The organism is uncultured Rhodospira sp., assembly GCF_937138205.1.
Taxonomy (GTDB): Bacteria; Pseudomonadota; Alphaproteobacteria; order Rhodospirillales; family Rhodospirillaceae; genus Rhodospira.
In genome coordinates, this window is record NZ_CAKZOT010000114.1 from 30,410 (window position 1) to 47,320 (window position 16,911).

General features: G+C 66.5%; 12 protein-coding genes. 7 read left to right on the top strand and 5 right to left on the bottom strand.

Features of this window, described 5'->3' with window-relative positions; genetic code table 11:
• Positions 1 to 134 precede the first annotated feature (134 nt).
• The 3 genes from Q0309_RS17595 to Q0309_RS17605 all read left to right on the top strand — a co-directional run bounded on the left by Q0309_RS17595 (position 135) and on the right by Q0309_RS17605 (position 3,462).
• The gene (locus Q0309_RS17595; protein ID WP_299444415.1) at positions 135 to 1,793 is read left to right on the top strand and encodes a choline dehydrogenase; all 1,659 of its coding nucleotides are present in this window, start codon (positions 135 to 137) and stop codon (positions 1,791 to 1,793) included.
• Between the two features lie 115 nt (positions 1,794 to 1,908).
• Positions 1,909 to 2,373 (top strand): hypothetical protein, encoded by a 465-nt coding sequence (locus Q0309_RS17600; protein ID WP_299444417.1) that lies wholly within the window; start codon positions 1,909 to 1,911, stop codon positions 2,371 to 2,373.
• A 102-nt stretch (positions 2,374 to 2,475) separates the two neighbouring features.
• Positions 2,476 to 3,462 (top strand): MDR family oxidoreductase, encoded by a 987-nt coding sequence (locus tag Q0309_RS17605; RefSeq protein WP_299444419.1) that lies wholly within the window; start codon positions 2,476 to 2,478, stop codon positions 3,460 to 3,462.
• Positions 3,463 to 3,488: 26 nt separating this feature from the next.
• On the opposite strand, the gene rlmH is transcribed toward Q0309_RS17605, so the two are convergent.
• The 3 genes from rlmH to Q0309_RS17620 form a co-directional block, all read right to left on the bottom strand.
• Entirely contained in the window at positions 3,489 to 3,947 is a 459-nt protein-coding gene (rlmH, locus tag Q0309_RS17610; RefSeq protein WP_299444421.1) for a 23S rRNA (pseudouridine(1915)-N(3))-methyltransferase RlmH, read from the bottom strand.
• Between the two features lie 61 nt (positions 3,948 to 4,008).
• Positions 4,009 to 4,527, bottom strand: a complete 519-nt coding sequence (gene rsfS / locus Q0309_RS17615) for a ribosome silencing factor (RefSeq protein WP_366940659.1) — start codon at positions 4,525 to 4,527, stop codon at positions 4,009 to 4,011.
• A complete protein-coding gene (locus Q0309_RS17620) occupies positions 4,515 to 5,132 on the bottom strand; it encodes a nicotinate-nucleotide adenylyltransferase (protein WP_299444423.1) in 618 nt (205 codons plus the stop codon). The genes rsfS and Q0309_RS17620 overlap by 13 nt, the downstream gene beginning before the upstream one ends.
• 243 nt (positions 5,133 to 5,375) lie before the next feature.
• On the opposite strand from Q0309_RS17620, the gene Q0309_RS17625 reads away from it, so the two are divergent.
• From Q0309_RS17625 to Q0309_RS17640, 4 genes are all read left to right on the top strand, one after another.
• Positions 5,376 to 6,488, top strand: coding sequence for a hypothetical protein (locus Q0309_RS17625; RefSeq protein WP_299444424.1), 1,113 nt, complete (start codon positions 5,376 to 5,378; stop codon positions 6,486 to 6,488).
• Positions 6,463 to 7,461: a pentapeptide repeat-containing protein gene (locus Q0309_RS17630; RefSeq protein WP_299444426.1), complete on the top strand. Its 999-nt coding sequence runs from the start codon at positions 6,463 to 6,465 to the stop codon at positions 7,459 to 7,461. Before Q0309_RS17625 ends, Q0309_RS17630 begins: the two co-directional genes overlap by 26 nt.
• 228 nt (positions 7,462 to 7,689) lie before the next feature.
• Positions 7,690 to 9,546 (top strand): ABC transporter ATP-binding protein/permease, encoded by a 1,857-nt coding sequence (locus Q0309_RS17635; protein WP_299444565.1) that lies wholly within the window; start codon positions 7,690 to 7,692, stop codon positions 9,544 to 9,546.
• Positions 9,547 to 9,702: 156 nt separating this feature from the next.
• Positions 9,703 to 12,069 carry a hypothetical protein gene (locus tag Q0309_RS17640; protein ID WP_299444428.1) on the top strand — a complete coding sequence of 789 codons (2,367 nt, stop codon included), beginning with the start codon at positions 9,703 to 9,705 and terminating at the stop codon, positions 12,067 to 12,069.
• Positions 12,070 to 12,316: 247 nt separating this feature from the next.
• Here Q0309_RS17640 and Q0309_RS17645 read toward each other — a convergent pair whose 3' ends face one another.
• Both Q0309_RS17645 and Q0309_RS17650 read right to left on the bottom strand, forming a co-directional pair.
• Positions 12,317 to 12,772: a PAS domain-containing protein gene (locus tag Q0309_RS17645; protein WP_299444430.1), complete on the bottom strand. Its 456-nt coding sequence runs from the start codon at positions 12,770 to 12,772 to the stop codon at positions 12,317 to 12,319.
• A gap of 187 nt (positions 12,773 to 12,959) precedes the next feature.
• On the bottom strand, positions 12,960 to 16,901 hold the full coding sequence (locus Q0309_RS17650; RefSeq protein WP_299444432.1) for a chemotaxis protein CheB: 3,942 nt from the start codon (positions 16,899 to 16,901) through the stop codon (positions 12,960 to 12,962).
• Between the last annotated feature and the right edge of the window lie 10 nt (positions 16,902 to 16,911).

A 16,911-nucleotide genomic window follows, 5' to 3' on the forward strand; every position in this document is an offset into this window, starting at 1 on the left:
CGCTTGAGCGCGCTGCCGTGTCGCGGTATTCCCTGACGCTCTTGCGGGGACCGGGCGCGGGCGCACCGCCACCGAACACGTCCCCCGGCGCACGAGCATCCCTGTCGAACCGGTCGCGCGGAGGCCCCCTACTGATGACCACCCCCATTGGCAGCTATGACTACATCATCATCGGCGCCGGTTCGGCCGGATGCGTTCTTGCCAACCGTCTCAGCGAGGATCCGGGCGTCTCGGTGCTGTTGGTCGAGGCCGGCGGCCGCGACTGGAATCCCGCCCTTCACATGCCGGCGACCGTCGCCGCGCCGCGCGGATTGAACGCCGCGAGTTGGGGCCACCGCACCGAACCCGAACCCTGTGCCGACAACCGCGCCATCGCCCTGCCGCGCGGCAAGGTGTGGGGCGGGTCCAGTTCGCTGGACCGCATGGTCTACGCGCGCGGCCATGCCCTGGACTATGAACGCTGGGCCGCCGAGACGGGCGACCCGACCTGGGGCTATGCCCACTGCCTGCCGTACTTCAAGAAGGCCGAGGACTTCCCGCAGATCGGCGACAGCCCCTATCACGGCCGGGGCGGACCGCTGAAGGTCACGCGCGGCAGCCGCTGGACGCCGCTGTACGACGCCTTCATCGAGGCCGGCCAGCAGGCCGGATACGACCGCTCCGACGACTTGAACGGGGAGCACCCGGACGGCGTCGGGCCGCTGGACATGACCGTGGGCCAGGGCCGGCGTTGTTCCGCCGCCGATGCCTACCTGAAGCCGGTGCTGCGCCGGGTCAACCTGTCGTTCCTGAGCCGCACCCTGGCCTGCACCGTGCTGTTCAACAGCAAGGGCCGGGCCATGGGGGTTGACGTCGAAACCCCCAAGGGCGAGCGCAAGCTGCGCGTCAACCGCGAGATCATCATCACGTTGGGTGCCATCAACTCGCCCCTGCTGCTGATGCTGTCGGGCCTCGGCGACCCGCGGATCCTGGAGGACCTGGAGATCCCCGTGGTCTCGGCGCTGCCCGGGGTCGGCGCCAACCTGCAGGACCACCCGGAGGTGCACCTCCAGTACCGATGCAAGACGCCGCAGACGTTGCACGGCACGCAGTCCCTGATGCGCAGGGCGGCCATCGGCCTGGAATGGGCCACGCGCGGCACCGGCCTGGGGGCCACCAACCATGTCGAGGCCGGCGGCTTCATCCGCACCGAAGCCGGCGAGCCGCACCCGAACGTCCACATCCAGATGATGCCCGGCGTGACCGCCCCGGACGCCGGCGGCCTGCAGGCGATGCACGGCTATCAGGCCCAGGTCGCCCTGCTGCGGCCGGAAAGCCGGGGGCGCGTCGTGCCCTACTCGACCAACCCGGAGCACCGGGCGCGGGTGCAGGTGAACTATCTGTCCACCGAACGCGACCGGCGCGAGATGCGCGAGGCGGTCAAGCTGACCCGCGAGATCATGGCCCAGGCGGCCTTCGCCCCGTTCAACGACGGTGAACTGGCCCCCGGCCCGGACGTGACCAGCGACGACGACATCGACGCCTGGGTGCGCCGCAGCGTGCAGAGCGCCGCGCATCCCGCCGGCACGTGCGCCATGGGGCCGGACAGCGACCCCATGGCCGTGGTCGACACCCAGGGCCGCGTGCATGGCGTCGAGGGCCTACGGGTGATCGACGCCTCGATCATGCCCAGCCTTGTTTCCGGCGCCCTGACGCCGGCGACGATCATGGTCGCCGAGAAGCTGGCCGACGTCATCCGGGGCCGCGAGCCGCTGGCCGCGGAGCCCGTCCCGGTGCACGTGGCGAAAAGCTGAGACACACGGTCCCGCCTCTGCGCCTCATTCGCGTCCCATTCCGCGCCCACTCTTGTCCTGACGGTCGGCCATGTATCGGCGCCACCGGATCACGTCGGGCAAGGGGGACACGCGGATGCCTGGGACATCGGTGAGCGCCGCCGGTCAGGCGACGGCTTTGCGACTCATTGTCAGTCTCGCTCTGGCCCTGTGGCTCGGACCCGCCCAGGCCCAGGCGCAGCAGGAGCTGGTCGGCGCATGGCAGGGCCAGGGCATGGATCCGTCCAGCGGCGCCCTCATCGGCATGGAATACCTGTTCAATCCGGACGGCACCTTTCAGAAGTCGCTTGGCCTGCAAGTGGGCCCGTCCAGCGGCTACACCTGGATCGCCGGCGTGTGGTTCACCGAGGGCCAGTGGCTGCGCCTGGAGGTGCGGGAGCACTACGACACGCACCAAGGCAATCGGGGACCCCAGCCCCCTGGCGAGTTGTGGGTCTGGCGCCTGCTGGAGCCGGCCACGTTGCAGTTGACCCATTCCCTGTGCGTGCAACAGCAGATCGACCGCCCCGACTGCGTCCTGATCCTGCAACGGATCCGCTGAGGCAGGCCATGCGGGCGAAGGCCCGATGAGGGATGACGGCCCCCGGGCCGGGCTGGTAAAGGTGGCGCAAACGACAAACCAGCCATCCCGGGAGGAGACCGCATGTTCAAGGCCATTCTGCTGACCCGCAACGAGGACAAGTCCACCAGCGCCGCCGTGACCGAGGTCGACGAGGCCGACCTGCCCGAGGGCGACGTCACCGTCGCGGTCAGCCATTCCACGCTGAACTACAAGGACGGCCTGGCCATCACCGGCAAGGGTCCCGTGGTACGGTCCTGGCCCATGATCCCGGGCATCGACTTCGCCGGCACGGTCACCGACAGCGCCCATGCCGACTTCAAGCCGGGCGATGCCGTGGTGCTGAACGGCTGGGGCCTGGGCGAGACCCGCTGGGGCGGCCTGGGCGCCGTGGCCCGCGTGCCGGGCGACTGGCTGGTGCCACTGCCCGCCGCCTTCCCCCCGGCGCAGGCCATGGCCATCGGCACGGCGGGCTACACCGCCGCGCTGGCGGTGTTGGAACTGACGCGTCAGGGCGTGACGCCAGACAAGGGACCCGTTCTGGTCACCGGCGCCAGCGGCGGCGTCGGCGGTGTGGCCATTTCCCTGCTGGCCAAGCAGGGGTTCGAGGTGGTGGCCCTGACCGGCCGCACCGGCGAGGCCGACTACCTCAAGGGCCTGGGTGCGACCGACATCATGGACCGCGCCGAGTACGCCGACGCGGCCAAGCCGCTGGGCAAGGAACGCTGGGCCGGCGCGGTGGACGCCGTCGGCAGCCACACCCTGGCCAATGTGCTGTCGCAGACCAAGTACTTCGGCACCGTGGCTTCGTGCGGCCTGGCCGGCGGCATGGACCTGCCGTCCTCGGTGGCGCCGTTCATCCTGCGCGGCGTCAAGCTGTGCGGCATCGAGAGCGTCTACATGCCCAAGCCGGAGCGGCTGGCGGCCTATGAGCTGCTGGCGCGCGACCTCGACGCCGCCCACCTGGACGCCCTCAGCCAGGAGGTCGGCCTGTCAGAGGCCATCGACGCCGCCGGCCGCCTGATGGCTGGGCAGGTGCGCGGGCGTCTTGTGGTGGACGTGACACGGTAGGAACGGCCGGCGTGCACCCAGGACGGCTACCCCCGATGATACGGATGGCCGTCCAGAATCGCCTGGGCGCGGTAGAGCTGTTCGGCCAGCATGGGCCGGACCAGCATGTGCGGCCAGGTCATGGGGCCGAGCGACAGGGTCAGGTCGGCCCGGTCCAGCACCGCCGGGTCGTGGCCGTCGGCCCCGCCAACGAGAAAGGCCACCGCGCGGACACCCCGGTCCCGCACCGCCCCCAGGTGCGCGGCGAAGGCCTCGCTCGACAGCGCCCGCCCGCCGCCGTCCAGCACCACCACGTGGGCGCCGTCCGGCACCGCGCCCAGCAGCAGCCGGCCCTCGCGCGCCGTCCGCTCGGTGGCCGCCAGTGGGCGTCGCTCCTCGACCTCGCGCACGTCCAGCGGCCAGCGCAAGCGTTTCGCATAGGCGCCCAGCAGCGTGGCCTCGGCGCCCGCGCGCGCGCGCCCGACAGCGATCAACAGCAGCTTCACACGGCCTGTCCCGAAGCTGCGCCCGCAAGGGCGACGCGACCATCATCAGCGGCGGCGCCGATCAGCGCGACGCCACCATCATCAGCGGCGCGGCTCCAACCACGGCGCCGGCCATCATCCCGGGCGACCCGGCAACGCGGGGCCGAAGCGCCGGTGCCGGCGCCCCCCACATCTTTTCCAGGTTGTAGAACGCCCGAACCTCCGGCCGGAACAGGTGCACCACCACGTCGCCGGCGTCGATCAGCACCCAATCGCACTGGGTGGCCCCCTCGACGGCCGGGCGCTGGCCCTCGGCCTTCAGCGCCTCGACAAGGTGGTCGGCCAGGGCGCCCACATGGCGGGCCGACTGGCCGGAGGCGATGAGCATGGCATCGGCGTAGTCGCTCTTGCCCCTCAGGTCGATGCGGACCACGTCCTCGGCCTTGTGGTCGGCCAAGCTGGATTCGATCGTCTCGACGATGTGGTCCAGGGTCGTCGGATCGACAAATGCGGTCGAGATGGTTCGGTCCTTTCCTGGCGAAATGAGACTCGCCGTGCCCGCAACGCCACCACGGTGCCCGGCCGTCCTCACGCGGGCCATCCCCGCCCCTCGCGGATGGCCGTGGCCGAGGCCCCGTGCCGCCGAATGGGCAGGAACACCCAGGCCGGCGGCGGACCATCCGCCAGCCGGCGCGCGGCCCGAGCCGGCAGGCGATGCGCCGCGAATCGCCGCGCCGCCTGCGCCCGGACCGTCACCAAAGAATACTGCGGCCGATCGAAAACCGCAACCGGAACGGTTTTCATCAGGGCGTCCCATGCCTCCCAGCGCGGCAACTGCATCATGTTGTCGGCGCCCATCAGCCAGACGAAGCGGACTCGGGGAAACCGCAGTTGCAGGACACGGACCGTGTCGTAGGTATAGCGCGTGCCGAGCGCCGCCTCCAGATCGGTGGGCACCATGCGCGGGTGCTGGGCCTCGCGGTGGGCGGTGGCCAAACGCTCGGCCAGCGGCGCCATGGGCTGGCCGGTCTTGAGCGGATTGCCGGGCGAGACCAGCCACCACACCTGATCGAGCGCGAGGCGGCGCAGCGCCATCAGGCTGATGTGCCGGTGGCCCTCGTGCGCCGGATTGAACGACCCGCCCAGCAGGCCGATGCGGGCACGGCGGCGGTCACCATGGGGCGGCGGGGCAAACAAATGGGACATGGCGCGGGGCGGTCGGTCGGGAAACGGCATCCACGGATCGAAGCACGCCCGGACGGCAGGGGGCAAGGGGGATGGTTGGCCCTGTTGACAGCAGAGGCGGGGGGGTTGAGACTTTGACGTGTGGGACGGCGGCAGAGGGGCGGATCGATGGCGGGGGGCAGCCGACGCGGCATTCATTCCTTCCGGCGCAAGGTGCGGACACCGGCGCGAGTCTCTGTGCTCCCCAACGAGAACGAACGCCTGATGGCGCGCATCGACGCGCTGTCGCGCGGCGCCCGCAACAACTGGCTAGGCCTGATGGCCTTTCTGGCGTTCGTTGGGCTCACCATAGTAGAATTCGAAGACGCAGACTTCTTAGTGGGGCGCCGGCGAACCGAGTTGCCACTGATCAACGTGGACATCTCTACATTAGGTTTCTTGCTGATTACTCCTTTCTTGGTCACAACCCTGCATTCCAACCTACACTACCACCTCATGCAATTGTGGCGTGAGATTGGCCAAGCGCCACACGCTATCGATCGAAAACCTCTTGGTCAGCGGATTTTTCCTTGGCTAATAAATGATATTGCGCTCAGCGCCCGGTCTGATTGTAGAGATTGGCGCAATCCCTTCTTTTATTTTTTCAAAGTAGTTGGATTGCTCCTGACCTTTACGGCAACACCTACTCTTCTAGCGTTTCTTTGGTGGCGCTCTATGGTTGGGCACAATGTCGTTCTGACATCACTAATTGGATTTTGCCTCATTGTTGCAACGTCCCTTAGTATAGGAAGCGCTTTTATATTGAAAAATATTGGAGGTAACAATAATAGAGGGGCTAACTTACTGAAAAGAGTGGCGATTGCTTTAATTCCTACTGTAGCGATGGTTTCTGTTTTTTTTGTTGGGGCATCCCGTTCCAGTTTCGGAGACCAATTCCTGAATGTAAGATTTTGGAAAGTAGCTACTGCGAACCTGGAAAATCTTGAACTGGTCGACAAGCCGCCAGATTGGAGAAACCACAAAGAAGCGCGCTTGTTATTTCGAGATAAATGGTGTGACAGAAAAAACATACCTGCCCAGTTCTGCGCTGAGCTAGGTGATGTGAATGAAATTAAAAAGCATGATTACTATCAATACCACGAAGCATGGTGCGAAGAGTATTTGCCCTCCGTACTGTTCCCTCAAACCATCGATGATATCAAGGAAGGCAACTCAATTGACAAGGCTATAAGGGAAATGGATGGACCTTGCGTCTTGCTATTGTATAGGTTAAATACACAGTTTTCGGGCGACTGGCATCTAGAAAGGCAAGAGCAAATAAGAAGGCTGCCCTACGTTGATCTAAGGGGCATTGATCTACAGGGGGGCAAATCTTAGAGGTTCTTTCCTCGCGGGCGCTGATTTACGTGGCGTCAGCTTTGAATATGCGGATTTAAGCGAGGCCATTCTTGAGGGTGCCAACCTGTCCGGCGCACATCTTCAACATGCAGACTTATCTTCTGCGCACTTTGGATATGCTACACTAGACAAAGCAGAATTACAATGGGCAGTGCTTTGGAAAACAGATTTCCGGGCCGCAGATCTCCGGCAAACAGAGTTCAAGTTTTACAGATTGAATGACGTCAGTTTTGAAGGAGCAAACTTATACGGGGCGAACTTTTTTTCAGATGATTCTATATCTGTACACCCTCAAATACCACATATAAGTAACTGCAGCTTCAGATCGGCCACTATGGACGAAGTTGTCTTTGATGGCGTAAGAATAAATGATGTTGACTTTGGTCATGCGGAACTGTCTGGAGCTTCGTTTATCGCATCTTCAATATATCGAACGATTTTTTTTGAAGCAGAATTGTATAAGTCTGATTTTGCGACTTCACGCATACAAAATTCGACCTTTTCTGGCGCTGACTTAAGAGCCTCAAACTTAACAGGTGCGGAGTTCACGAATACGGGTTTCCTACAAGCGAGATTATTTGCAACAAATTTGTCCGGGACAGTCTTTTATGAAACGGACTTGCGCCACGCCGATCTCGGTTTTGTCTTAGCTAAGGACGCGGATTTTTCGGCGGCATCCGGTTTGACCCAGGAACAATTTTCTTCAGCCATTGGCAATGCCAATACAAAATTCCCACAAGAAATGGGTGACATACACGCTTGGTCATGTTGGCAAATAGGTCACGGTTTCTCATCTAACATTATAGAACGGGTTTCCGAACTACGAGCGCTTGATGACAGTAACTTTGCCTACAAACCAGTGGGAAACCCACCTCGCGCTATGGAACTGAGGTACGCTTGCCCCCCCGGCACCGAACCGCAACCCGTCGGGACCTATGTGCCGGCGGAGTGAGCCTGCTCCTCCCCCACTTATGGGGGAGGTTGGGAGGGGGTGCAGCGCCATGGGGGGCGGCGCCGAATCCGCCCACCGCCGCCCCAAACCGCCCCACTGTCTTGCGCCAACCCCCGACGGGGACTAGGTAGACAAGCACCATGAGCGGCCGCGCCGATCCCGGCCCGCGCCGGTCCGCCGTCTCCCTCCCCCCGGAAAGCCCCGCCCGTGAGAAAGCACCCGACATCGATGCCGCCCGAGACGCCCGACGGCATCCGGGGGGACGGGCGGGTGTTGCGCCGGTTGCTGCCGCACCTGTGGCCCAAGGGCGAACCGCGCCTGAAGGCGCGCATGGTCGCCGCCATGGTCCTGCTGCTGCTGGCCAAGGTGGCCACGGTCTATGTGCCGATCTTCTACAAAGAGGCGGTGGACGCCCTGTCGGTGCCGGCGACCGTCACGGCCATCCCGCTGCTGGCCATCCTCGCCTACGGCCTCGCCCGCGTCGGCGTCATCCTGTTCAACGAGCTGCGCGACCTGGTGTTCGCCCGCGTGGTCGAGCGCGCCATGCACGTGGTCGGCCTGGACACCTTCCGCCACCTGCACGCCTTGTCGCTGCGCTTTCACATGGACCGCCAGACCGGCGGCCTGTCGCGCGTCATTGAGCGCGGCACGCGCGGCATCGAGGTGGTGCTGCGGCTGTTCGCCTTCCGCGCCGGGCCGGCGCTGATCGAACTGGCGATGGTATGCGCCATCCTGTGGTGGATGTTCGACTGGACCTTCGCCGCCGCCATCGTCGTCACCATCGCGCTGTACATCGCCTGGACCCTGGCCGTGACCACGTGGCGGCTGGAGTTCCGGCGCACCATGAACCAGCACGACGCCGAGGCCAACACCAAGGCCATCGACAGCCTGCTGAACTACGAGACCGTCAAGTACTTCGGCAACGAGGAGCACGAGGCGCGCCGCTTCGACCGCGCCCTGACGGCCTATGAGAACGCCGCCGTCAAGTCGCACAGCTCGCTGTCGGTGCTGAACATCGGCCAGGGCGCCATCATCGCCGCCGGCCTGGTGGTGATCATGGCCATGGCCGGGCGCGGCATCGTCGCCGGCACCATGACGCCGGGCGACTTCGTGCTGGTGAACACCTACCTGATGCAGTTGTCGATCCCGCTGAACTTCCTCGGCATGGTCTACCGCGAGATCCGGCAGGCGTTGGTGGACATGGAGATCATGTTCTCGCTGCGCGACCAGCCGCCCGAGATCGCCGACAAGCCGGACGCGCCCGACCTGACGGTGACCGGCGGCACCATTCGCTTCGAGCGGGTGCGCTTCGCCTACGGGCCGGACCGCGATGTGCTGCGCGGCATCGACCTGGAGGTGCCGGCCGGCCGCACGGTGGCCATCGTCGGCCCCTCCGGTGCCGGCAAGAGCACCATCGGTCGCCTGCTGTACCGCTTCTACGACGTCACCGGCGGGCGGGTGACCATCGACGGCCAGGACGCGCGCGAGGTCACCCAGGCGTCGTTGCGCCGGGCCATTGGCGTGGTGCCGCAGGACACGGTGCTGTTCAACGACTCCATCGGCTACAACATCGCCTACGGCCATCCCGAGGCCGACCCGCACGAGATCGAGCGGGCGGCCAAGCTGGCGTCGCTGCACGATTTCGTCCGCATGTTGCCCGCCGGGTATGACACCATGGTCGGCGAGCGCGGCCTGAAGCTGTCGGGCGGCGAGAAACAGCGCGTGGCCATCGCGCGGACGATCCTCAAGGACCCGGCGATCCTGCTGTTCGACGAGGCCACCAGCCAGCTCGACAGCCATACGGAAAAGGACATTCAGGCGGCGCTGCGGCAGGTGTCGGCCGGGCGCACCACCCTGGTGATCGCCCACCGCCTGTCCACGGTCATCGACGCCGACCGCATCGTCGTGCTGGACGAGGGCCGCGTCGCCGAGTCCGGCACCCACCAGGAGCTTCTGGCGCTGGGCGGCCGCTATGCCGCGCTGTGGCGCAAGCAGCAGGAGGCGCAGGCGCTGGAGGAACGCCTGGAAGTGGCGGCGCGTGATCCCGACACCGACCGCGAGACCTCCTGGGCCGGGCGGTCGTGACGATTCGGTGATCCTTGGTTCGATCGGGGCGCCGAGCCCCGCGTTCGCGGGCGGCGGTCATTGGCGCACCCCGGCGATCGGGTTACCATGCGGCCCATCCGGCGGTCTTCGCCCGCCGACACCGCGTTCCCACAAGGGTTCCCACAGGGGGTTGCCATGCGCCGCACTGCTCCGTCCCTCCGCCGCCGTTCCGGCCGTGCCCGCCTCGCCGGCAACCCGTCGGCCCGGCTGACCGCCGTGGCGACGGCCCTCATGCTGGGCTGCGCCATGATCCTCTCGCCCGCCCCGTCGGTGGCTGACGAGAAGCCGCCGGCCCTGCAGGCCGACATGCCGCCGCTGCCGGTGCTCGACAGGTCCCTCGACCCGAGCACGGGGCTCGGCCGCATCGCCCATCTTGTGCGCCAGCGGGTGGTGGGGACGCTGAGCCTGCTCGGCTCCCTGATCGAGGGCGACATCATCGCCACCGACGGCCCGATCACCGCCAGGGAGATGCCGGACGGCGGCGCCCGCGTGCTGTTCGTCGACCTGACCATGCGCGCGGGAACGGCGGCCGGCGAGCCGGTGGTGATCCGCTTCGGCGACGTCGTGGTCGACGCCGCCGATGCCGACACCGGCGGTGTGTCGTACCGCGCCACCGTGCCTGGGCCGGTGACGATCTACCACGATGGCGGCCCGGTCGCCGAACTGACGATGGCGACGCTGGAGGTCCAGGGCGAGATCGATCCCGACGTGCCGCAGTTGGGCCGGGACACCCTGACGCTGCGCGAGCTGTCGGCGCAGATCGACGACGACATGCGCGAACCGCTGATGATTTCCCTGGCGGCCGGCTCCGCGCGGTCGCACACCAGGATCGCCGACGACGGCACCCTGGAGGCGGAGATCGCCCTGACCGCCGATACCCTTGGGGCCGCGCGCGGCCAGCACGATGCGACGATCTCCATCGACTCGCTACGGTCGGACGCCGAGTACAGCGGCGTGCCGGGCGCCTGGCTGGAGGTGATCCGCCTGATGGCTGCCGCCGACCGCCTGCCCACCCTGGAACAGATCACCAAGACGACCGCTCGCCTGATGGGCCAGAACGAGCTGGGCAACAACCACTCGACCACCCGTCTTCGCGGCATCGAGGTCTATCTCTCCCCCAAGGAATCGGTGACCATCGACGCCATCGGCATGGATTTCGAATTCGACGAGCCCATCGGCGAGACGCCGCACGGCCGCACCGTGGTGACGCTGGACGGGTTGCGCACGCGCGGCCCCGACATGCCGGTGGCCGTGGACCTGGGCGCCCTGCGCCTCGACTCGGAGGGCGAGGGCCTGGACGTGGCGCGGATGCGCGCCTTTTTCGCCGAAACCATGGACGTGGCCGCCGCGCTGCCGACCGGCCCCGACGCGCAGGCGCAGGCGATGTCGCCCGAGGCCGAGGCAGAGTTGTTGCGCGGCGCCATCAGCCTGGTGCGCGACATGGCGATCGGGCAGTCCGAAACCAAGCTGTCCCTGTCCGGCCTGTCGGTTCGCGAGGGGCGGATGCCAGTGTTCTCCGTCGAGCGCGCCTCGATCGGCGGCGGCTGGGACGAGGACGACCAGGGACTCCTCGATGGCCCCGCGCGGCTCGACGTGCAGGACCTGGTCATCAACGACCCCTCCCTCGGGCTGCCGGTGAGCGTGGGCTCGGCGACGGTGGACAGTATGACGGAAGGCGCCGACCTGCGGGCGCTGCGCGAGCTTCTCGTGCTGTTCATCGAGGCCGACGCCGCGCCCCTGGACCCGACCGCCCCGGCCGACGGGATGCCCGACCCCGCCGACGTGGCCGCCATCGCCGACACCATGGCCGTGGCCGGCGGCCGGCTGGACATCGCGCTCGAGGACATCGCCCTGGGCAGCGAATTCAACCCCATGGGCGGGCTGCGCTCGGCCCGCCTGTCGTTCGAGATCGACAAGGCCGGCCCCAACGAGCCGGCCACCGACGCGCGGCTGACCTTCGACATGGCCGAGTTCGATATCGGGCCGGGCGGCGCCGAGGAGGTTCCGCCGGAGATCATCCCCACCGCCGCGTCGCTCGACCTGCGGGGCGCCGACCTGCCGTTGCCGGAGGTGAGCCGCAAGGCGATGACCACGCCGGCCGACCCGCAGGCCGCCGACGCGGTCATGACCCAGGCGCTCATGGACCTGCTGGCGGAGCACCAGCCAACGTTGACGCTGGACGGCCTGGGCGTTGAGGCGCCGATCTACGGCGTCGAGGGGGGGGGCGCGGTGACCGTGCGCAGTCCCGACCCTGAGGGCGTCGTGGGGGAGTTCTCGCTGGCAATCCGGGGTCTGGACGAGACCATGCTCCTGTTGCAGGAGAAGGCGCAGACCGGTCCCTCGATGCAGGAACCGCTGCTAATGCTGCTGGGGCTGCGTGGCATGGGCCGGGTCAGCACGCCCGGCACGCACGTTTACGATATCCAGATCACGCCGGAGCAGGGCGTTCTGGTCAACGGCACGCCGATCGGCGCCCTGATGGCGGAGCCGCCGCCGCAGTGACGGCGCGGCGCCCGGGTGGGGCCGGTCGATCGTCTTCGCACGTCGCAGCGCAAGACCCCACCCCAACCCTCCCCGTAAACGGGGAGGGAGTCCGGCCGGCACCCTCTTTACGGTCTACTCTCCAGCTCGCCGGAAGGTGCCTGCCTGACTCCTCCCCCATTTATGGGGGAGGTGGGGAGGGGGTTCAGGCGGCAGGCGCCGTGCCTTTGGATGCCAGAACCGAATTTGGGGAGCCGCGAGACGCCGATCAGCGCGGCAGTTCGTAGGCCGCCACCAGCAGCTTGTCGACCACGCCTTCCAGATTGAATAGCGGCAGCACCAAGCGCTCCCAGGTCTGCGTCAGGCCGTCGAAATCGGCCGTGTAGACGCGCGAGACGGGAATATGCTCGCGCACCACCCGGTCGTATTCCGCGCGGATGATATCGCGCGGCCCGTCGGGCAGCATGTCCACGGACTGGCCAGCCTTGTCGTCGCCGAACCGGCCGGCGAAGAACTGGCTGTAGAATGAGTACGTGTACGACGCCCCCGCCTCGCCCTTTCCTGGGTCCACCTTGATGACCACAAGATGGCCCATCCAGGGGCGCAGGTCCGCCGGATCGACGTCGTCGGCCATCGGCGGCGTCTCGTCCCGGCACAGGCCGAGCCAATAGTCGTAGAGGCTTTTCAGGTCGGGGTGACGCAGAACGAGGACGAGGCGACTCATGGGTCCAGCCGTTCCCTTGCTGACCGAGGGCGGACGCGTGTGACTCGATCCGCTTCGCTCGGGCCCGCGTGACACGGGACCGGGACGGACCTCCACAGAGCGTGGTCGTATCAGGGGCCGGGCCGGGCTGACAAGGCCTTTCCCGGTTCGGGGGCTGGTCATGCCCGGATGCCGCCAAGCCAGGCCCTCAGTCGCCGGGAACGGTTGCGGGGGCAAGATCGCTGTCGCCCTCGCTGTCGCCCTCGCCGTCGCCTTCGCCCGTCCCGTCGTCATCGCCGCCCGCCTGGTCCTCGATCACCCGTTCGCGCGGGAAGCGGACGATCACCGTCGTCCCCTCTCCTTCCTTGCTCGACAGGCTGATGTCGCCGCCGTGCAGGCGCATGAGCGAGCGCGTGATGGGCAGGCCAAGGCCGACCCCGTCGGAGCGGCGGGCCAGCGACCCGTCCACCTGCTCGAACGGGGCGAAGACCCGTTGCAGATCCGCCTGGGAGATGCCAATGCCCGTGTCCGCCACGCCCAGGGTCAACCAGCGCTTGGTCAGCGCGCCGGTGATGGTGACCGACCCGCCCGGCTCGGTGAACTTGATGCCGTTGGTCAGCAGGTTGATCAGCACGCGCTTGACGCCAGTCGCGTCCGCCATGATATGCGGCAGATCGGCCGGCAGGTCGACGATCAGGTCGACCCGGGCGTTGCGCGCCCGTTCGCCCACCAGGCGCAGCACCGTTTCCATGGTCTGGTAGAGATCAACCGGCTCCTCGTGCAGTTCGATCCGCCCGGACTCGATCTTCGACAGGTCGAGGATGTCGTTGATCAGGCTCAGCAGATGCTGGCCGCTTTCGTGGATGATGCGGCTGTATTCCTTGTATTCGCCGCTCAGGATCTCGCCGAACAACTCGTGCGACAGGATCTCGGAAAAGCCGAGAATCGCATTGAGCGGCGTGCGCAACTCGTGGCTCATGTTGGCCAGGAAATCGGACTTGGCCCGGTTGGCCTCCTCCGCCAGCTCCTTGGCGTTGCGCAGGGACGCCTCGGCCCGTTTGATCTCGTCGATATCGGTCAGCAGCATGAAGACGCCGAGCACCCGCCCGACCTCGTCGCAATGCGGCACCATGTGATAGGCCATGAAGCGGTGCTCGCCGCGCGCGAGATGCAGTTGCGCCTCGCCGGACTGCAGACGGTTCTCGAGCGCCGAGCGCAGGGCGTCGCGCAGGCGCCGATGGTTGGCCCGCCCGAGCAGGGTTTCCACCTGCGAGCCAACGGCGCTGTCGGGATCAAGGCCAAAGGTTTCGGAGAAGTATCGGTTGCAGAAGGTGACCTTCTGGTCTTCGTTGACATAGGTGATGGATACTGGCACCGAATCCGTGATCAGCCGCAGCCATTGTTCGTTCTGATAGATCTTGTGCTGCTGGTCGCGGCTCTCGGTCTCGTCGATGAAGGCCAGGATGGCGCCGTCGGTATCCCCCTGGTTGTTGTGGTGCGGCATGATCCGCATCCGATAGACCCGATCGTCGGTCTCCAGGATTTCCTCGACGCCCTGGTCGCGGTTCACGACCGTGTTCAACTGCTCCCGCAGGTTCTTCAGGCCCAGGTGGGTGGGGATGGTGGTGATGACCTGGCCGACGTCGGACGGCAGCAGCCCGAACAGGCGCACTGCTGGTGGCGTGAAGCGGGTGATGCGGAAATAGCTGTCCACCACCACCATGGCAAAGCCGATATTGTCCTGAATGTTGATCAGGTCGGAGTTGGCGTCCGCCAGCTCCGTGGTGCGGATCTGCAACTCTTCGTTGACGGTCGTCAGTTCCTCGTTGGTGGACTGCAGTTCCTCGTTCGAGGTCTCCAGTTCCTCGTTCGAGGATTGCAGTTCCTCGTTGGCCGCCTGCAGTTCCTCGTTCAGGGCCTGCAGTTCCTCGTTCGAGGTCTCCAGTTCCTCGACCACCGTCTGCAGGTGCTCTCGGGTGGCGACCAGTTCCTGTTCCAGTTCGACGGCGCGCAGATCGGCCTCGCGCCCAGCCGAGACGGTGCCAGCCTCGCCGCCGTCCTCAGCGGACGCCAACAGGTCCGGCCCCGGCTCCACGGTTTCGAACGAAACCAGGAACAAGGCGTCGTGGTCGACCGATGCCCCCATGGGGCGCACCACCACGCGGACCGACACGGGCGTCCGCCCCTCCGGCCGCAGGGTCCGGCGGGTGCCGGCCACCTGCGCGCCTTCATTGCGGCACTTGTGCACCAGGGCGCGTGACTCGGTTCGCAGGTCGTTGACCACCATGCGGGCCAGGTTCAGGTCCGGCTTGCCCTGGGGAATGACAATGAACAGCGACACGTCGCCGTGCAGGTAGAGGATGTCGAGACCCTCGTCCACCACCACGCTGGGGGGCATCGCGGCGCTGACGAACGTGCGCAGGGCCAGGGACTCGACCGTCTCTTGACTGCGCTGCGGGGCCTGTCGCCCGCCCGATTCGGGCATCCGCGCGCGCAAGGAGCCGAAGGGCGGCAGGGCGTGCACCATGCCTTGCGCGGCGCGCTTCTTGAAAATCTTCGACGACGGCGACTTGATCGGGCGGAACAACTCGGTGTTCTGGCCGAGGGATTCCGACTTGCCCAGGAACAGATAGGCCCCGGGGTTAAGTGCGTAGTGGAAGGTGCGCAGGACTTGGTCCTGCAACGCGGCGTCGAAATAGATCAACAGGTTGCGGCAACTGATCAGGTCCACCCGCACGAACGGCGGGTCCTTGGCCAGATCCTGGCGTGCGAACACCACCATATCGCGGATTTCCTTGCGCACCTGGAACGCCTGCCCGATGGGCTCGAAATGCCGCTTGACGAACCGCCGGTCCAGGCTTTCGACGGTGGTTTCCGAATAGATGCCGCGCCGGGCATGGGCCATGGCGTCCAGGTCCACGTCGGTGGCGAAGATCTGCGTCTTCAGGCCGCGCGGGTTGCCGGACAGCCGGTCGGCCAGCAGCATGGCGAACGAATAGGCTTCCTCGCCAGTGGCGCAGCCCGGGATCCACAGGCGCAGGCTTTCGCCCGGCTGCTTGGCGCCGATGATCTCGCCCAGGATCTGGTCGACCTCCGAGAACGCCTTATCGTCGCGGAAGAAGGACGTCACCGAGATCAGGATGTCCTTGGTCAGCAGGTTGAGTTCGTCGCGGTTGCGCTTCACGAACTCCAGGTAGGCGTCCAGCGTCTCGATGCGGTTGGCGGCCAGGCGCCGCTCCAGGCGGCGGCGGATGGTGCTGGGCTTGTATTTCGAGAAGTCGATGTCCGTCCGCTCGCGCACCAGCTGAAAAATGTTGCCCATGGTGTCGTCGGTATGGTCGGCATCGTCCTCGGCCAGCATGACGGCGCGCGGAAAGCGGACGATCGACGCCAGTTCCGGACCGATTTCGTGCGGCGCCAGCCGCAGGTCGATGCAGCCGGTCTCGATCGCCGCCGTCGGCATTCCGTCGTACTTGGCGGTGTTCGGCACCTGCGCCACCGTCAGGCCGCCGTGGGCCTTGATCGCGCGCACGCCCTGCGAGCCGTCGCTGCCGGTTCCGGACAGGATGACACCGATGGCGTTCGGCCCCTTGCCGTCGGCCAGGGTTGAGAAGAACACGTCGACCGAGGGCTTCGGCCCGTGCGGCGCCGAGGGCTCCTTGAGGATCAGGCGATCCCCCATCAGCCGCACGTCCTTGTTGGGCGGGCAGATGTGCACGGTGTTCGGCTCCAGCGGCGAGCCGTGCTCGATCTCCTTGATGGCCAAGCTGGTCTCGCGGCTGAGCAACTGCACCAGCATCGAGCGGTACTGCGGCGCCATGTGCTGGACGACGACGTAGGCCATGTTGGACTGCGTCGGCAGGTTGGCGACAAAGGGGCGCAGTGCCTCCAGGCCGCCCGCCGAGGCGCCGATCCCAACGACCTTCAGGCCGTCGGCCTGCGACGTGTCGCTGTCGGGCTCGCTGTCGTCCCCGATGTCCGGCTCGACCAGATCGGCGCCAGGCGCGCCGTTCGGGTCGCCGGCGTCTTCGTCGGCCTCGACCAGGCCCGCCGGCGCGGGGCCGACCGCCTCAGTGTCCGGGGCACCCGCGTTCGACGCCACCGTTCGCGCCGACTCGTCCCCGTTTGGCCCGTTTGGCAATCCCATCATCGTATCCCGT

Bases quoted from the DNA above. Each gene is read 5' to 3' on its own strand.
- Q0309_RS17595 (WP_299444415.1), top strand. From the start codon at position 135: ATGACCACCCCCATTGGCAGCTATGACTACATCATCATCGGCGCCGGT.
- Q0309_RS17600 (WP_299444417.1), top strand. From the start codon at position 1,909: ATGCCTGGGACATCGGTGAGCGCCGCCGGTCAGGCGACGGCTTTGCGA.
- Q0309_RS17605 (WP_299444419.1), top strand. From the start codon at position 2,476: ATGTTCAAGGCCATTCTGCTGACCCGCAACGAGGACAAGTCCACCAGC.
- rsfS (WP_366940659.1), bottom strand. From the start codon at position 4,527: ATGGCCCGCGTGAGGACGGCCGGGCACCGTGGTGGCGTTGCGGGCACG.
- Q0309_RS17620 (WP_299444423.1), bottom strand. From the start codon at position 5,132: ATGTCCCATTTGTTTGCCCCGCCGCCCCATGGTGACCGCCGCCGTGCC.
- Q0309_RS17625 (WP_299444424.1), top strand. From the start codon at position 5,376: ATGGCGCGCATCGACGCGCTGTCGCGCGGCGCCCGCAACAACTGGCTA.
- Q0309_RS17635 (WP_299444565.1), top strand. From the start codon at position 7,690: ATGCCGCCCGAGACGCCCGACGGCATCCGGGGGGACGGGCGGGTGTTG.
- Q0309_RS17640 (WP_299444428.1), top strand. From the start codon at position 9,703: ATGCGCCGCACTGCTCCGTCCCTCCGCCGCCGTTCCGGCCGTGCCCGC.
- Q0309_RS17645 (WP_299444430.1), bottom strand. From the start codon at position 12,772: ATGAGTCGCCTCGTCCTCGTTCTGCGTCACCCCGACCTGAAAAGCCTC.
- Q0309_RS17650 (WP_299444432.1), bottom strand. From the start codon at position 16,901: ATGATGGGATTGCCAAACGGGCCAAACGGGGACGAGTCGGCGCGAACG.